The sequence below is a fragment of the Moorena sp. genome, from assembly GCF_982860115.1.
The window spans coordinates 1-12,765 of record NZ_CEYLVT010000214.1 but is presented as its reverse complement, the minus strand read 5'-3'; the positions used below and the strand labels follow the sequence as shown (position 1 = coordinate 12,765).

Sequence of the window (12,765 nt, the reverse complement as noted above, 5' to 3'; positions counted from 1 at the left end):
TTGCCTATTGCCTATTGCCTATTGCCTATTGCCTATTGCCTATTGCCTGTTGCCTATTGCCTGTTGCCTATTGCCTCTTGCCTTTTTCCGCAAATCCTGTGTTTACAACCCAGATACAAATGGGCTACTTGGCTAAACTGACTTGCAACTCCAGGCAATTCCGACCATTGACCTGTAAGCGATACTCCACCCGATCCATTAGTCGATGGATAATTAGCCAGCCATAGCCATTTTCCTGTAAATCACCTGGATTTGGTGCTGCATAACTGGATGGATCAAATCCTTGACCATAATCCCAAATCTCCAGAGCAATATCCCGTTCTTTGAGTTCTAGGCAAATCAAGACCGGTAAATTGGGTTGATCACGATGAGCATGACGAACTACGTTAGAGTAAGCTTCCACTAACACCAATCGCAAACGATTGGATAGACTAGGCCAATCAACACGATTTCCGAGTTCAACCTGCAAAATCCCTAGAAACCAGTTTTCGACAATGCTCAAAAACTTCAGGTCACTCGGTATCTGTAGTTCTGTTTTCATCCACTACAATATCTCCAGAGATACTAGGGTTTGGTCGTCTTCCTGAATCGGGTTGGTACGCTCTCGAATCCGAGCTAATAAATGACTCAGGTCAAAGGGAGCAGGTTGTTGAAGCAGAAGCTGCCAAAGACCGGATGACTCAAGCCTAGAGCTGGTGCTGGTTGACCCATTGGATGAACTACCTGTCAGTGGATTCAGGGTTGCTTCGGTAATTCCATCACTTGTTAGTAGCAGGATGCTACCTGAATTTAATCTTAAATGTCCTGATTCCGCCTGCCAAATTGGCAAAATTCCCAAGGGAATACCCCGAACCTCTAGGTAAGTCGGCTCGGGAGTTTTTGATTCTGAGTGTTGTTGGACTACTTGGTGATCAGACCAAACCATAGGATAGGTATGACCAGCATTAGCGTAAACTAACTGTTGTTTCTCAGGGGTATAACGAGCCAACACCAGGGTAATAAAACGGTTGGTATTATAAAGGTCATCTGACATGGTGTGGTTAAGATTTTGGATCACTGTTTTTGGGTCTGGGGATGTTTCTTGAGCAAGTTCCCGTCGTAACATCGACATGGCACTGGTCATAAATAAGGCAGCAGGTACGCCTTTACCGGAGACATCTCCAACTGCTAGCCATATATCTCCTTGGGGATGAACATAGACTTCAAAAAAATCCCCACCAACCTGTCGCGCTGGGGTGCAGTGAGCTTGCACTCGCACCTGTTCCATCTTTGGCCAACTCTGACGCAGCAAATTATTCTGAATCTGGCGAGCTACATCTAGTTCATCCCGCATCTGCTGAGCCTGTAACTGGGTGCGTTGGAGTAGTTTTGCCTGAGAAATCGCTAACGCTGCTTGTTTAGCAACGGCTTCTATAAGCTGGATATCGTCTGTATTCCAAGACCCCTCACTCTTTTGCTGGTATAGACACAACACCCCTAAGATCTGTTGTTGGTCCGGTAGAGGAACGATCAAATGCACCGAATTCTGACCATCCCTTGTTTCTTGCCACAACTTAGTTTCGGGTTTCTCTAATACCTGTTGTATCATCAAATCAGCATTAGGGATATGAGGTGTATTGCCATCCCCAGAAACCTTGTAGGTGAAACATTCTGGTGTGAGTTGGTTGAACTCTACCGGTTGCAGGATACAAGCGGTAGCATCAAAGGCTTGACCCATGGTGGTCACTACCTTTTGCAGTAGATTACTATAATCTAGGGATTCTCGAATTGCTGTTGTCACCATATTGAACAATTCTTCCCGTCGTAAGGCCCGAGAAAGTTCCCTGGTTCTTTTTTTTAGGACTTGGTAAGTTTCCGCAGCTTGTCGCACCACTGCTTTTAGTTCCTCACCTTGCCAAGGCTTTGTGATGTATTTATAGACCTGACCTGAGTTAATCGCTTCCACCAAATCTTCTATATCTGTGTAGGCAGTCAACAGGATGCGAATTGTATCTGGAAAACGTTCTACTGTCCTGCTCAAGAATTCTGTGCCATTCATTCCCCCTAGGCGCTGATCTGAGATAATAATCGCCATCTCTCCTTCAGTGTCCAAAATATCTAAAGCGGTTATGGCATCATTAGCTCTGAACACTTGAAATTTTCGGCGGAAGGTTCTGTAAAGTAGATCTAAGTTGTCAGACTCATCGTCTACTACCATCAATTTGAGTTTGTCTTGATTTCCCTGACTCATCAGCAATTGTGGTTTGGTAAGGGGAAAACCGAAAACCCCTGTGATTTTAGGCATGGGCAGGAGGCTTTCCCTTTTGAGTTTACCTTGGAGTTTCTGTATGTCCCTAGAGTCCACTGTCGGCGAAGTCGCCATTAAGCAAAACCTCGAACAGTTTCTCCTAGTGCTGTCGGTGTCTTTAAGTGTGGCAACCTTATCTCGGATCTTTTCCTGGTTCCGTAAAATTCCTTACACCCTATTACTGGTAATTGTTGGGTTAGCCTTGGCCTTTGTGGATGTCCGACTGGTTAACTTATCACCAGAACTGATTCTGGAAATTTTCCTACCCCCCCTACTCTTTGAAGCCGCTTGGAATATCCGCTGGCGGGACTTACGACGGGATTTGGTCCCCGTGAGTCTATTTGCGATCGCTGGGGTAATTATTTCTGTAGTTGGCATTGCCTTTGCTATCAATCAGCTGACAGGACTACCCCTGACCATTGCTTTGTTGGTTGGAGCCAGTCTTTCTGCCACTGACCCAGTTTCGGTTATTGCCCTCTTTCGGGAATTGGGTGCGGATAAACGGCTGAAAACGCTGATGGAGGGGGAAAGCCTATTTAATGATGGGGTAGCGGTGGTTGCTTTTAGTTTATTAGTCGGACTACCCCTAGGACTAGAAGAATTTTCTATTGCCACTAGTGTTGCCCGTTTCTTAGGGTTTGTGGGGATTGGGATTGGCATCGGTTGCATCATTGGTTTTGGAATTTCCTACGCCACCCAACGCTTTGATTTACCCCTGGTGGAGCAATCCCTGACCTTGGTTTCTGCTTATGGCACTTATTTAATTGTGGAAGAACTAGGGGGATCCGGTGTGATTGGGGTAGTCACCGTTGGGGTGATCTTGGGCAATTTTGGCTCCCGCATTGGTATGAACCCCCGTACCCGGTTGATTGTCTCTGAGTTTTGGGACTTTTTAGCCTTTTTTGTGAACTCGATTGTCTTTCTACTGATTGGTGACCAAATTAAAATAGCTAGTTTAGGGCAAAATATCAAATTAATTGCAGTTACTATCTTGGCTGTACTACTCACCAGAGCGATCGCAATTTATGGTTTGGGCGCACTCAGCAATATCTTGGCCAACTCTCAAATTGGTTGGCGGGAACAAACCGTCCTATGGTGGGGTGGCTTGCGAGGTTCGGTTTCCATTGCTCTGGCCTTAAGTGTGCCAGTTGTGTTAGAAGGACGACAAGATATTATCGAAACTGTGTTTGGCGTGGTACTGTTTACCCTGCTAGTCCAGGGGTTAACCACTCGATGGTTTCTCGAAAAGTTAAATTTAATTGGTGACCAACCCCTACGTCAGCAATATTCTGAAGTCCTTGCCCGTCGCATCGCCCTGAATCGGGTCAGAAATTATCTTGAGGAGGGCTTAAAGACTACAGAAATCGATTCGGACCTGTGGCGCTATCAAACCAAACTTATCGATACCCAACTGACAACCATTAACAATGAAATTAAGGAGTTACGGAGTAACCACCCTGAACTCGAAACTCTTGAGCTTGAGCAACTTCAAGAAACCATGTTAGATATTGAAGCTGATACCTACGCCGAATTTATTCGTTCTGGACGGCTCAATGAAAACCTTTCACCGATTATGCAGCAGGTACTTATTGAGGCAGATCAGAAAACCATTGAGATTGAGAATGTGACCTAATTGTGGAATGATTAAAGGTAATTTAGAAGAGTCTGGGGCGAGAGGGTCGCTAATTGGCAATTTAATTGAAGGCTTGCTGGCTCTAAGTACAGTAATTGTTTTTGTGTTTAGCACCTGGCCTGTGGTAATGGGAATTTAGGAACTTTTAAGTAAAGATGATCGAGCATATTGTTTTGTTCAAGTGGAAAGAAGAGGCTTCAGCGGATGCGATCGCATTAGCTATGAATGGACTCCTGGCCCTGAAAGACCAAATTCCTGGGATTGTAGAACTTTCCTGTGGAGAGAACTTTTCCCCCCTCAGGTCTCAGGGATTTCAGCATGTGTTGAGAGTGCAACTTCTCGATTGCGACGCTTTGAGTACCTATGCGGATCACCCAGCCCACCAGGAAGTAGCCGAGAAGTATATCAAACCTATCCGAGGAGACGTCATCGCAGTGGATTACGAAGTTAAGTAGCCTCAAAGATAGAGCACAGGAACTGAGGGTTTGTGGGGTGTGGGGTGTGGGGTATGGGGTGTGGGGTGTGGGGTAGCTGTACACATAAATCCAGAAGCGATGCAGCAAGGGAACAGGGGGAAATCCCCATGAGCAAGTGCATTAAGACAATGATTGCCTTAGTTCCAAAAAAAAGTTTTTCCTACACCCTACACCCTAAACCCTACACCCTACACCCTACACCCTACACCCCACACTGTTCATTAGTCTTTGGGTGGTATGTCTCCTGCCTGCTCAGCTTTTTTAATCGCTCGTTTAAGAATTAGTACTGCCATTTGGGACAAGGAGCGCTCCTCCGCATCTGCCAATCGTTGAAGGGCTTCTTTGTCTTTTTCTTCCATATAGAGAGTTACAGTTACTTTAGCCATATCATTAATAATAATTTTTACTCTGGGTTTTTACCCAAATAAACATAAATTAACACAAATAAAAAGAAACTATATGTTATTCCATAAATTGTAATAGAAAGCTTTCTGCACACCCAATCGATAGGTAGCTTTTTCCCTAACCAAGAGCGAAAGTTAACTAGGTTAGGGTCTGGGGGGCTATCAGTCCTGTGCTGTAACAGTCGGGGTCAGCGTCGGCAGGATGTGACTAGGACATTAAAAAATATTGCTAAACATCACCCGATCACCAACGTGATTGTGAGGTGTGGCGTGTAGGGTGTGGGGTGATGGGAAGCTTTCACTAGATCCTTAGTCACTAGTCGTGTTATACTTAACCTATTGCCTAGTATTATAATTAGTGTTATGCTTGTTGTTGTGCTAGGTGTTATACTAAGACGAGTTGCTGGTGTAGCTCAGTTGGTAGAGCAGCTGATTTGTAATCAGCTGGCCGCAGGTTCGAATCCTGTCACCAGCTTATCAAAACAATAGTTATATGTGCTTAATCCTGTATTTCCAAATGTTCTAGGTCAGCAGGGGTATTGCAGTTAAAAAATGGCCTAGTGTCACTGACTCGCAACTCCTGTACTGGCTGCTGGGCCAACCAACGCTGAAATGACCGTCCCCCTTGATTGATAAACTCAGTGAGGCTCGGTAGACACTGGCGTCGGTAAAAACCGCACAGGGGTTCCCAGCCCTTGGGGTTTCGTGGCAATAGTGCGTTCGCGTAGCGTGACCTTTGGTCAATCGCATTTTCCCGAGTCTGCTCCAACTGCTTGAGCCAACCTTGCACAACCTCTGCTTTTAATTGGGGTAAATCACAAGCCAGTAACAGTACCCAATCTGTTTCAACATGAGCTAATCCTTGAGCAAATCCTACCAAAGGACCATGAGGTCTACTCTCTTCTGGTAATGGGACTTCCCGCAGCAGACGACAAGTCTCAGGTAAGATATCCACGTATCGTTCTGGCCAGGGAGTGACTATATAGACCTGACCCGAGACTTGACCAGAGACTTGACCAATACAGCTGAGGGCAACATCACACACTCTGCGCAGTAAGGGGACACCCTCAACCTGAATTAAAGCTTTATCCCTACCCATACGAGAGCTTAGCCCTCCTGCAAGGACAATCCCTGAGAGGGCTAAGTGGTAATTAGTACTTGGCATAGCGCTGCCCATGGCTTGGTCACGAACAGGCAAGCATTCCAGAACGTAGACTGGGAGACTCCTCAAAAAAAATTGCCCCTCGTCGCTTTAGGTCATGCTTGAGATCCTTAGATATTCCTAAGTTATCTCCAAACTGAGTACTCTCTACTCGACTACCAATCAGGTTGGCATTACTCAGGTTGGCACCACTTAGGTTAGCACGACTGAGGTCAGTACGACTCAGATAAGTACCCATCAAGTTGGCATCACTGAGGTTAGCATCACTGAGATCCGCACATCTGAGGTAGGCACGACTCAAATCAGCTCCGTTGAGCAGGGCACCCTTGAGATTGGCATCACTTAGGTCAGCTCTGCTTAAGTCAGCACCCCTTAAGTCAACACCCCTGAGGTCAGCACCCCTTAAGTTGGCATCCTTCAGGTCAATTCTAAGTGAATTGTCAGTTGGCTCTAGAGCAACACCCTTAACTAGTTCAAGGAATTCCATTTACTACTCGAAATACACTCTGAAATACACGAATACAACTATGAAATGCTCAGCACCCTGATGGCATCAACGGCTTTGGTTGATCACTTAGATTTATTGTCGAATTAAATTACCTCAAATTCTAATAAAAAACCAGCCTATCTTTTCAAAATTGCTAATTTTTACGACATATTGCTGATTGTTTAGCATATATGTCGTAGATTTAATTTGTAACTAGCTATACTATCTTTTCCCACCCTATCTGGTTTCACCAATTCCCATAATGTAAAGATTTAATTAATAAATTATTAAAATTAAGTATTTTGTGAAACCGCTAATATAGCAATCATAATTGATTTGTGAAAAATCCTGTGACTAATACCGTAAATCTGTTATCTAATATACCTCTTGGCAAAGTATTTAGGTAAGCCGTCAGCCGTTGGCCGTTGGCCACGCTACTTGAGGTGCTGTCAGCTGTCAGCTTAAAACAAGGTATTCGGCTGACGAGTTCAACGGATTCAAAGCCAAATACTATAAATTCCTCCCTTGGGCATTCGCGTAGCGTGGCCGTTCGCGTAGCGTGGCCTAAAGGCCAAAAGGCCAGGGAACTGAGATGTAAGCATATGTGTTACGCGCACGCTACACCGAACAGCTTGGCACAGACTTCGACGCTGATAGCACCTCAAGTAGCGTGCGCGTAGCCCATTAGCTGATAGCTGTTGGCGTAGCCTGGGCGTAGCGCATATGCTTACGATAGGTTTTCACACTTCGTTACACAGTTAATGACAAATTGATACAAAAACGTTTATTCTTTGACCAGAATTAAATATAATTAATTCAGTAGCGGAAAATATTAGGTTTAAACCTATTTAACTCCGTTGCTTTTAACCCCGCAGGGTTGTTGCTTTGACGGTAATTGCCTGTCCGCTAAGGTAACAACCTTGTGGAATAATGCTGATAGTGCTCATAAATTAAAGGAGGAGAAGGATATGCGCGGTTGTTCCATGCTTCTAGCTCTTCTAGTGTTTGCTGGATTGTTGTATTTTATTGTCAATTCTGGTACCTTTGAAGGCTTGATGGACACCATAACACCCTCGGAACGGCAATTGGAATAAGCGATAGGGTTGGGTGTGGGGAGATAGGGAGATGGGGAGATGGGGAGATGGGGAGATGGGGAGATGGGGAGCAAGAGTATAGTTTAATATTGGTATTAGCAATGCTTTGTTCGTTGAAGTTGTTAAGAGCATTACACCCATTGCTATAGCGTTTCTTATAGTAATGAGGTATACAGATTTTTTTCCCTATTCCCTATTCCCTATTCCCAACTCCCAACTCCCGACTCCCGACTCCCGATTCCCGAGTTGATATTAATCAACCCCTGAAACCGCTGATCTGAGCGAATGGTGTCAAAATCTGACTCAGTTTTTGCCATCTCTCGATATTCTTCAGGATTGAGAGTAATGGCCTGTTTCAAGTTATCAAGGGCTAAGTCTACATTTCCTTGTAAGGCATAACAGCAGGCTTTGTGGTACCAAGCTTGGTGATCATCGGGTTTAATTCTCACAGCTTTATCATAGGACTCAATCGCTTCTTCATTTCGTCCTAAATCCGATAGGGCAATACCCCGGTTGTACCAAGCATCCTGGTCATCCGGTTTAATTTTCAAAGCTTGCTCATAGGAATCAATTGCTGCTTCTTTTTGTCCTAAATCCGATAGCGCAATACCCCGGTTGTTCCAAGCATATTGGAAATCCGATTTGATTTTCAAAGCTTGATCATAGGAATAAATCGCTGCTTTATTTCGTCCTAAATCCGATAGGTAATTTCCCCACTTGTACCAAGCTTGGTGGTCATCGGGTTTGATTTTAACAGCTTGGTCATAGGAATCGATAGCTTCTTCATGTCGTAGTAATTGCCATACAGCAATTCCCCGGTTATTCAAAGCTTGGTGAAGATCGGGTTTAAATTTCAAAGCTTGGTCAAAGGATTCAATCGCTGCTTCGTTTAGTCCTAAATCCGATAGAGCATTCCCCTGGTTGTGCCAAGCTTCGTGGTAATCATGTTTAAATTTCAAAGCTTGGCCAAACGATGCAATCGCTGCTTCTTTTTGTCCTAAATCCCATAGGGCAATCCCCCGGTTGTTCCAAGCTTGGTGGTCATCGGGTTTAATTTTCAAAGCTTGGTCAAAGGATTCAATCGCTGCTTGGTTTAGTCCTAATTTCGATAGGGCATTCCCTCGCTTGTACCAAGCTTGGTGGAGATCCGGTTTAATTTTCAAAGCTTGGTCATAGGATTCAATCGCTGCTTCGTTTCGTCCTAAATCCGATAAGACATTCCCCAGGTTATTCCAAGCTTGCTGGAAATCCGGTTTAATTTTCACAGCTTGGTGATAGGAATTGATGGCTTCTTCATTTCGTCCTAACTTCGATAAGACAATCCCCCGGTTATTCCAAGCTTGGTGGTAATCGGGTTTAAATTTCAAAGCTTGGTCATAGGATTCAATCGCTGCTTCGTTTCGTCCTAATTTCCGTAGGGCAATCCCCCGGTTGTACCAAGCTAGGTGGTCATCGGGTTGGATTTTCAAAGCTTGGTCAAACGAATCGATCGCTGCTTTATTTTGTCCTAATTCCGATAGGGCAAGCCCCCGGTTGTTCCAAGCTATGTGGTCATCGGGTTGGATTTTCAAAGCTTGGTCAAACGAATCGATGGCTGCTTCATTTAGTCCTAATTCCCATAGGGCAAACCCCCGGTTGTTCCAAGCTATGTGGTAATCCGGTTTAATTTTCAAAGCTTGGTCAAAGGATTCAATCGCTGCTTGTTTTTGTCCTAATTTCTGTAAGGCATTCCCCCGGTTGTACCAAGCTAGGTGGTCATCGGGTTTAATTTTCAAAGCTTGGTCGAAGTTAGCGATCGCTGCTTTGTTTTGTCCTAATTTCCGTAAGGCATTCCCCCGGTTGTTCCAAGCTTGGTGGTGATCGGCTTTAAATTTCAAAGCTTGGTCAAAGGACTCAATCGCTGCTTCGTTTCGTCCTAATTTCTGTAAGGCATTCCCCCGGTTATACCAAGCTAGGTGGTCATCGGGTTTAATTTTCAAAGCTTGCTCATAGGACTCAATCGCTGCTTGTTTTTGTCCTAATTCCGATAGGGCAAGCCCCCGGTTGTACCAAGCTTGGTGGTCATCGGGTTTAAATTTTAAAGCTTGGTCAAACGATTTAATCCCTGCTTCCAAACGTCCTAATATCGATAGGGCAACCCCCCGGCTGTACCAAGCTTGGTGATCATCCGGTTTAATTTCCAAAGCTTGGTCGAAGTTAGCGATCGCATCTTCATACTCTTGGGCAGCAACCAGTAGCATTCCTAGTTCAACTAGTAAATCGGCTTGCTCCTCAGGGGTTTGAGGCTCTGCTTCCAGGCGTTCTTTAATCGCGATAATTTGTTTACTTCGTTCTTCAGGATTCAAAGACTGATTCTGAAAGTCTTCTTGTTGACACTCCTCTGATTTGCTAGGAAAGTCAAACAGACCAGAACGCCAGTCAAAAAAGTCGGGAGCGCGGTGGATAAAATAATTCAGGGAAAATGACCGTAAGAGAAACACAAAACAAATTTTAAAATCCTCTCGAAATCGTTCTCTGTGTTGGTTGAGATGATTTAAAATATGAGGAACGCCTTTCCAACTATAGGAATAAATTGCTTTGTTATCCCATCCCTGCTGAAGTTTCGTCTGTTCATACTTATAAAACGAATATTCTAGACCTTGGATAAATAAAACATTGATATGCTCCCTGTCGCGGCGATCCTGAACAATGCCGTATAAATTATCAATGGGTTCCTCGAAGCGCAACACCTCTATTGTTTTCTGAGGCAAATCCTGCTTAACCTGCTTAACCAACTTCTCTGCTTCTGCGGGAGAACAACGGACAAATAATAATCCAAACCCTCTACGGCGTCGAACGGCACGGAGTAAGTCTTGATATTGTTCTTCTGGACTCGCTGGAGGTAAATCCTCGTCCGCATCAGTAAAGCTTACCATTAGTTGTTGCAGTTCTCATTACGGCTGTGAGTCTAGTTGAGCATAGGCATCTTGAAATTGCTTAATCCCTTTAATCAGGGGATGAACATCGTACCAACACTGTCTTTCTCCTTCGTCATCGAAGTATTGATACTCTAACAAACAGCGATTAAATAATAACTGACGATACTGGTCATTATTGTGTATCTGCTTGGAGCGGTAAACATCGGCTAAAACCGACCACTGTCCATCCTGAACGGTTCGGCGATAGGTATCTCGTGCATCAGTAATCGCTCGTTGCACTGCTCTGAGGGAAATTGGTAAGGTTTCGGTGCGAGCAATGGCGGTTTGGATTAATAATAGCAAATTCCGCACATGACCTCCACTCATAAAACACAAGCGCTCTAAGGCTTCTGGACTTTCAAATATGTCAGTTTCTAGGGAGAGATTGGGAGCAAATTGGCCGACTCGCTTGCTAATCACTTCTTTAACTTTATTGAATCCAGGCTGATAGAGGTTACCCTCTTTAGTGCGTACCATAATCATCGGTAACACCTGGGCATCACCATAGATATCTCGCAAATCATTGGTTCGCTTGGAGTAAAGCATTGAAATCGGAACTGTGTAGACAATATGGCACTTTAATCCTTTTAATTGTTCACTACGGTCTAAAAAAATTTCTTCATGATTAGTTTGGTTACTCTCTTGGATAACTGGCACAATCCGGTCTAAATTATCCGCAATCACTGCTAATTTAGTACATCCAGCTGGTAAGTTCTGTTTGGCTTCTGTAATAAATTGATTCAACGCCTTTAGTAGGGTAACGGTGTGGGGATTAATTTTCTGTCGAATCTGTTGACGCAATGTTGGTACAGCTCTTAAATTAGCAGTTAGCTTGCCATACTGAGAGATTTTTGCTTCTGCACTTAGTCCATCAAATGCTAATTCAGTCAGGGCCAAATCTTTTAACTCTTGCCAGCGGCTTTCCAGCCAGTTCAGCAACGGCCTGGGATTAGCACTATCCTTGAGGTCTTCGAGCAAATGGCGAGTACAGGCGAGCAGAATATCGGTATATTGAGTATCTTCGGAGTCCACATCTTCTTCATCTGCGGCAAAATACACCACATAGAAGTTATTTTGTTCCAAATATTGCTTCAATCGGAACAATTCCGTAGATTTTCCTGCCCCCCGATGACCTCCATATAAATGATAGGTCTCTCGCTTAGAAAGCAACATCTCTTTCCCTAAATCTACTTGGATCTCTCCATCCCCCCGCACTTCCCGACAATCGACATAAACCGGGTCCCCTGCCGGTAACGGTTGGGAGGGATCAAAGGCATTGTAGAGGTTTTCCAGTAAATCAGTCATAGAGGGAAGGGAATAGGGAGTAGGGAGTAGGGAGTAGGGAATAGGGAGTAGGGAGTAGGGAGTAGGGAGTAGGGAGTAGGGAGCAGGTATAAGTGATAAGATTTGACGCTTTCAGTACTGAAATTGATTGTTATCACGTCCGTTATTAAGTTTTTTTGTACTCGTGCCAGATCTTTAGTATCAGTAGTAGTTTAACTAGAGGGACTGGGGAGATGGTGTAATCGGGTGACAACCCTAGGTGGCTGGATCGCTTTTATCATACTGTTTGCCTCAATTCTTCTCCCCGATTCCCGATTCCCGATTCCCGATTCCCGATTCCCCACAACTCCTACGAAGTCTAATCCCTAAACATCAGGAATTGAGAGCAATCGAGCTGTATTTAGTTTTAGATTCACAAAAAGCTCACTATGATGAAACCAGTTAAATCCATGAATGAACTAGTAGAACGGGTATCTAAAGATCCAGAACTTGCGGAAGAAATCAAGAGAGACCCAGTGGAAACTATCCGTAGGCTTGGTCCACCTCTAGAAACAGACCGTTGGATTTACCGGATTGTGGTCACTGCTTTGGGCGGTACCATGCTGGTAACTGTCACAGGTGCCATCGGACTAGCTGTAGCGGGTAAAGATGTTCCTGATATCCTGGTGGGGATTGGCACTGGTTCTTTGGGTTCCTTGGCTGGACTGTTAGCACCAGCCCCATCCCGAGACTAGAGCCCTAAGTGGGTCAGTGTTGAGTGCTGCGGAGCGAGCACGAGAGTTATGCTGGATTTCGTCAGCTTGTGCTACAGTTGGCTTTTTAGTTAGCATTCGCAATAGTGAGCAATTCTTTGACAAATTCCGGAATCGGTGCTTAAGAATCCGGTCTTCCAAATTTAGGGGGAACATTAAGATGCGATCGCGTAGCCTGGCCAAACGCGCCCCGCGTGGCCCAAAGGCCAAGGCCAATCCCGTAGCGTGG

General features: G+C 44.7%; 14 protein-coding genes and 1 tRNA gene. 6 read left to right on the top strand and 9 right to left on the bottom strand.

The genetic code is table 11. The annotated features are described in order from the left end of the window. Positions 1 to 124: 124 nt before the first annotated feature. Entirely contained in the window at positions 125 to 541 is a 417-nt protein-coding gene (locus AC4II3_RS26260) for an ATP-binding protein (RefSeq protein WP_488008062.1), read from the bottom strand. Positions 542 to 544: 3 nt separating this feature from the next. Further along, entirely contained in the window at positions 545 to 2,230 is a 1,686-nt protein-coding gene (locus AC4II3_RS26255) for a SpoIIE family protein phosphatase (RefSeq protein WP_488008103.1), read from the bottom strand. 97 nt (positions 2,231 to 2,327) lie between these two features. Between AC4II3_RS26255 and AC4II3_RS26250 the strand changes: the two genes are divergently transcribed. Beyond that, positions 2,328 to 3,920, top strand: coding sequence for a Na+/H+ antiporter (locus AC4II3_RS26250; protein ID WP_488008064.1), 1,593 nt, complete (start codon positions 2,328 to 2,330; stop codon positions 3,918 to 3,920). A 155-nt stretch (positions 3,921 to 4,075) separates the two neighbouring features. After that, a complete protein-coding gene (locus AC4II3_RS26245; protein ID WP_488008066.1) occupies positions 4,076 to 4,375 on the top strand; it encodes a Dabb family protein in 300 nt (99 codons plus the stop codon). Positions 4,376 to 4,617: 242 nt separating this feature from the next. Here the strand turns inward: AC4II3_RS26245 and AC4II3_RS26240 are convergent, their stop codons facing one another. Continuing rightward, on the bottom strand, positions 4,618 to 4,782 hold the full coding sequence (locus tag AC4II3_RS26240; protein WP_293061237.1) for a ribbon-helix-helix domain-containing protein: 165 nt from the start codon (positions 4,780 to 4,782) through the stop codon (positions 4,618 to 4,620). A gap of 420 nt (positions 4,783 to 5,202) precedes the next feature. Here AC4II3_RS26240 and AC4II3_RS26235 point away from each other — a divergent pair. Next, positions 5,203 to 5,275, top strand: a tRNA-Thr gene (locus AC4II3_RS26235). Positions 5,276 to 5,299: 24 nt separating this feature from the next. On the opposite strand, the gene AC4II3_RS26230 is transcribed toward AC4II3_RS26235, so the two are convergent. After that, complete coding sequence (locus AC4II3_RS26230; RefSeq protein WP_488008105.1) at positions 5,300 to 5,965, bottom strand: molybdenum cofactor guanylyltransferase; 666 nt, start codon at positions 5,963 to 5,965, stop codon at positions 5,300 to 5,302. 19 nt (positions 5,966 to 5,984) lie between these two features. Next, positions 5,985 to 6,449 carry a pentapeptide repeat-containing protein gene (locus tag AC4II3_RS26225; RefSeq protein WP_488008068.1) on the bottom strand — a complete coding sequence of 155 codons (465 nt, stop codon included), beginning with the start codon at positions 6,447 to 6,449 and terminating at the stop codon, positions 5,985 to 5,987. Positions 6,450 to 7,417: 968 nt separating this feature from the next. On the opposite strand from AC4II3_RS26225, the gene AC4II3_RS26220 reads away from it, so the two are divergent. Further along, a complete protein-coding gene (locus AC4II3_RS26220) occupies positions 7,418 to 7,543 on the top strand; it encodes a hypothetical protein (RefSeq protein WP_267873693.1) in 126 nt (41 codons plus the stop codon). 200 nt (positions 7,544 to 7,743) lie between these two features. On the opposite strand, the gene AC4II3_RS26215 is transcribed toward AC4II3_RS26220, so the two are convergent. From AC4II3_RS26215 to AC4II3_RS26205, 3 genes are read right to left on the bottom strand one after another with little or no spacing between them, the layout of a single operon-like run. Further along, complete coding sequence (locus AC4II3_RS26215; protein WP_488008071.1) at positions 7,744 to 10,458, bottom strand: tetratricopeptide repeat protein; 2,715 nt, start codon at positions 10,456 to 10,458, stop codon at positions 7,744 to 7,746. Positions 10,459 to 10,476: 18 nt separating this feature from the next. After that, positions 10,477 to 11,805, bottom strand: coding sequence for a P-loop NTPase family protein (locus AC4II3_RS26210; RefSeq protein ID WP_488008073.1), 1,329 nt, complete (start codon positions 11,803 to 11,805; stop codon positions 10,477 to 10,479). After that, entirely contained in the window at positions 11,802 to 11,942 is a 141-nt protein-coding gene (locus tag AC4II3_RS26205) for a hypothetical protein (protein ID WP_488008075.1), read from the bottom strand. The genes AC4II3_RS26210 and AC4II3_RS26205 overlap by 4 nt, the downstream gene beginning before the upstream one ends. 88 nt (positions 11,943 to 12,030) lie before the next feature. Here AC4II3_RS26205 and AC4II3_RS26200 point away from each other — a divergent pair, with 88 nt between their 5' ends. Both AC4II3_RS26200 and AC4II3_RS26195 read left to right on the top strand, forming a co-directional pair. Then, a complete protein-coding gene (locus AC4II3_RS26200; protein WP_488008077.1) occupies positions 12,031 to 12,153 on the top strand; it encodes a hypothetical protein in 123 nt (40 codons plus the stop codon). 59 nt (positions 12,154 to 12,212) lie between these two features. Further along, positions 12,213 to 12,518: a hypothetical protein gene (locus AC4II3_RS26195; RefSeq protein ID WP_131827025.1), complete on the top strand. Its 306-nt coding sequence runs from the start codon at positions 12,213 to 12,215 to the stop codon at positions 12,516 to 12,518. On the opposite strand, the gene mraW is transcribed toward AC4II3_RS26195, so the two are convergent. Then, positions 12,492 to 12,765, bottom strand: a 274-nt coding sequence (mraW, locus tag AC4II3_RS26190) for a 16S rRNA (cytosine(1402)-N(4))-methyltransferase (RefSeq protein WP_490722932.1), incomplete at its 5' end; no start/stop codon positions are given. The two genes, AC4II3_RS26195 and mraW, sit on opposite strands and share 27 nt — an antisense overlap.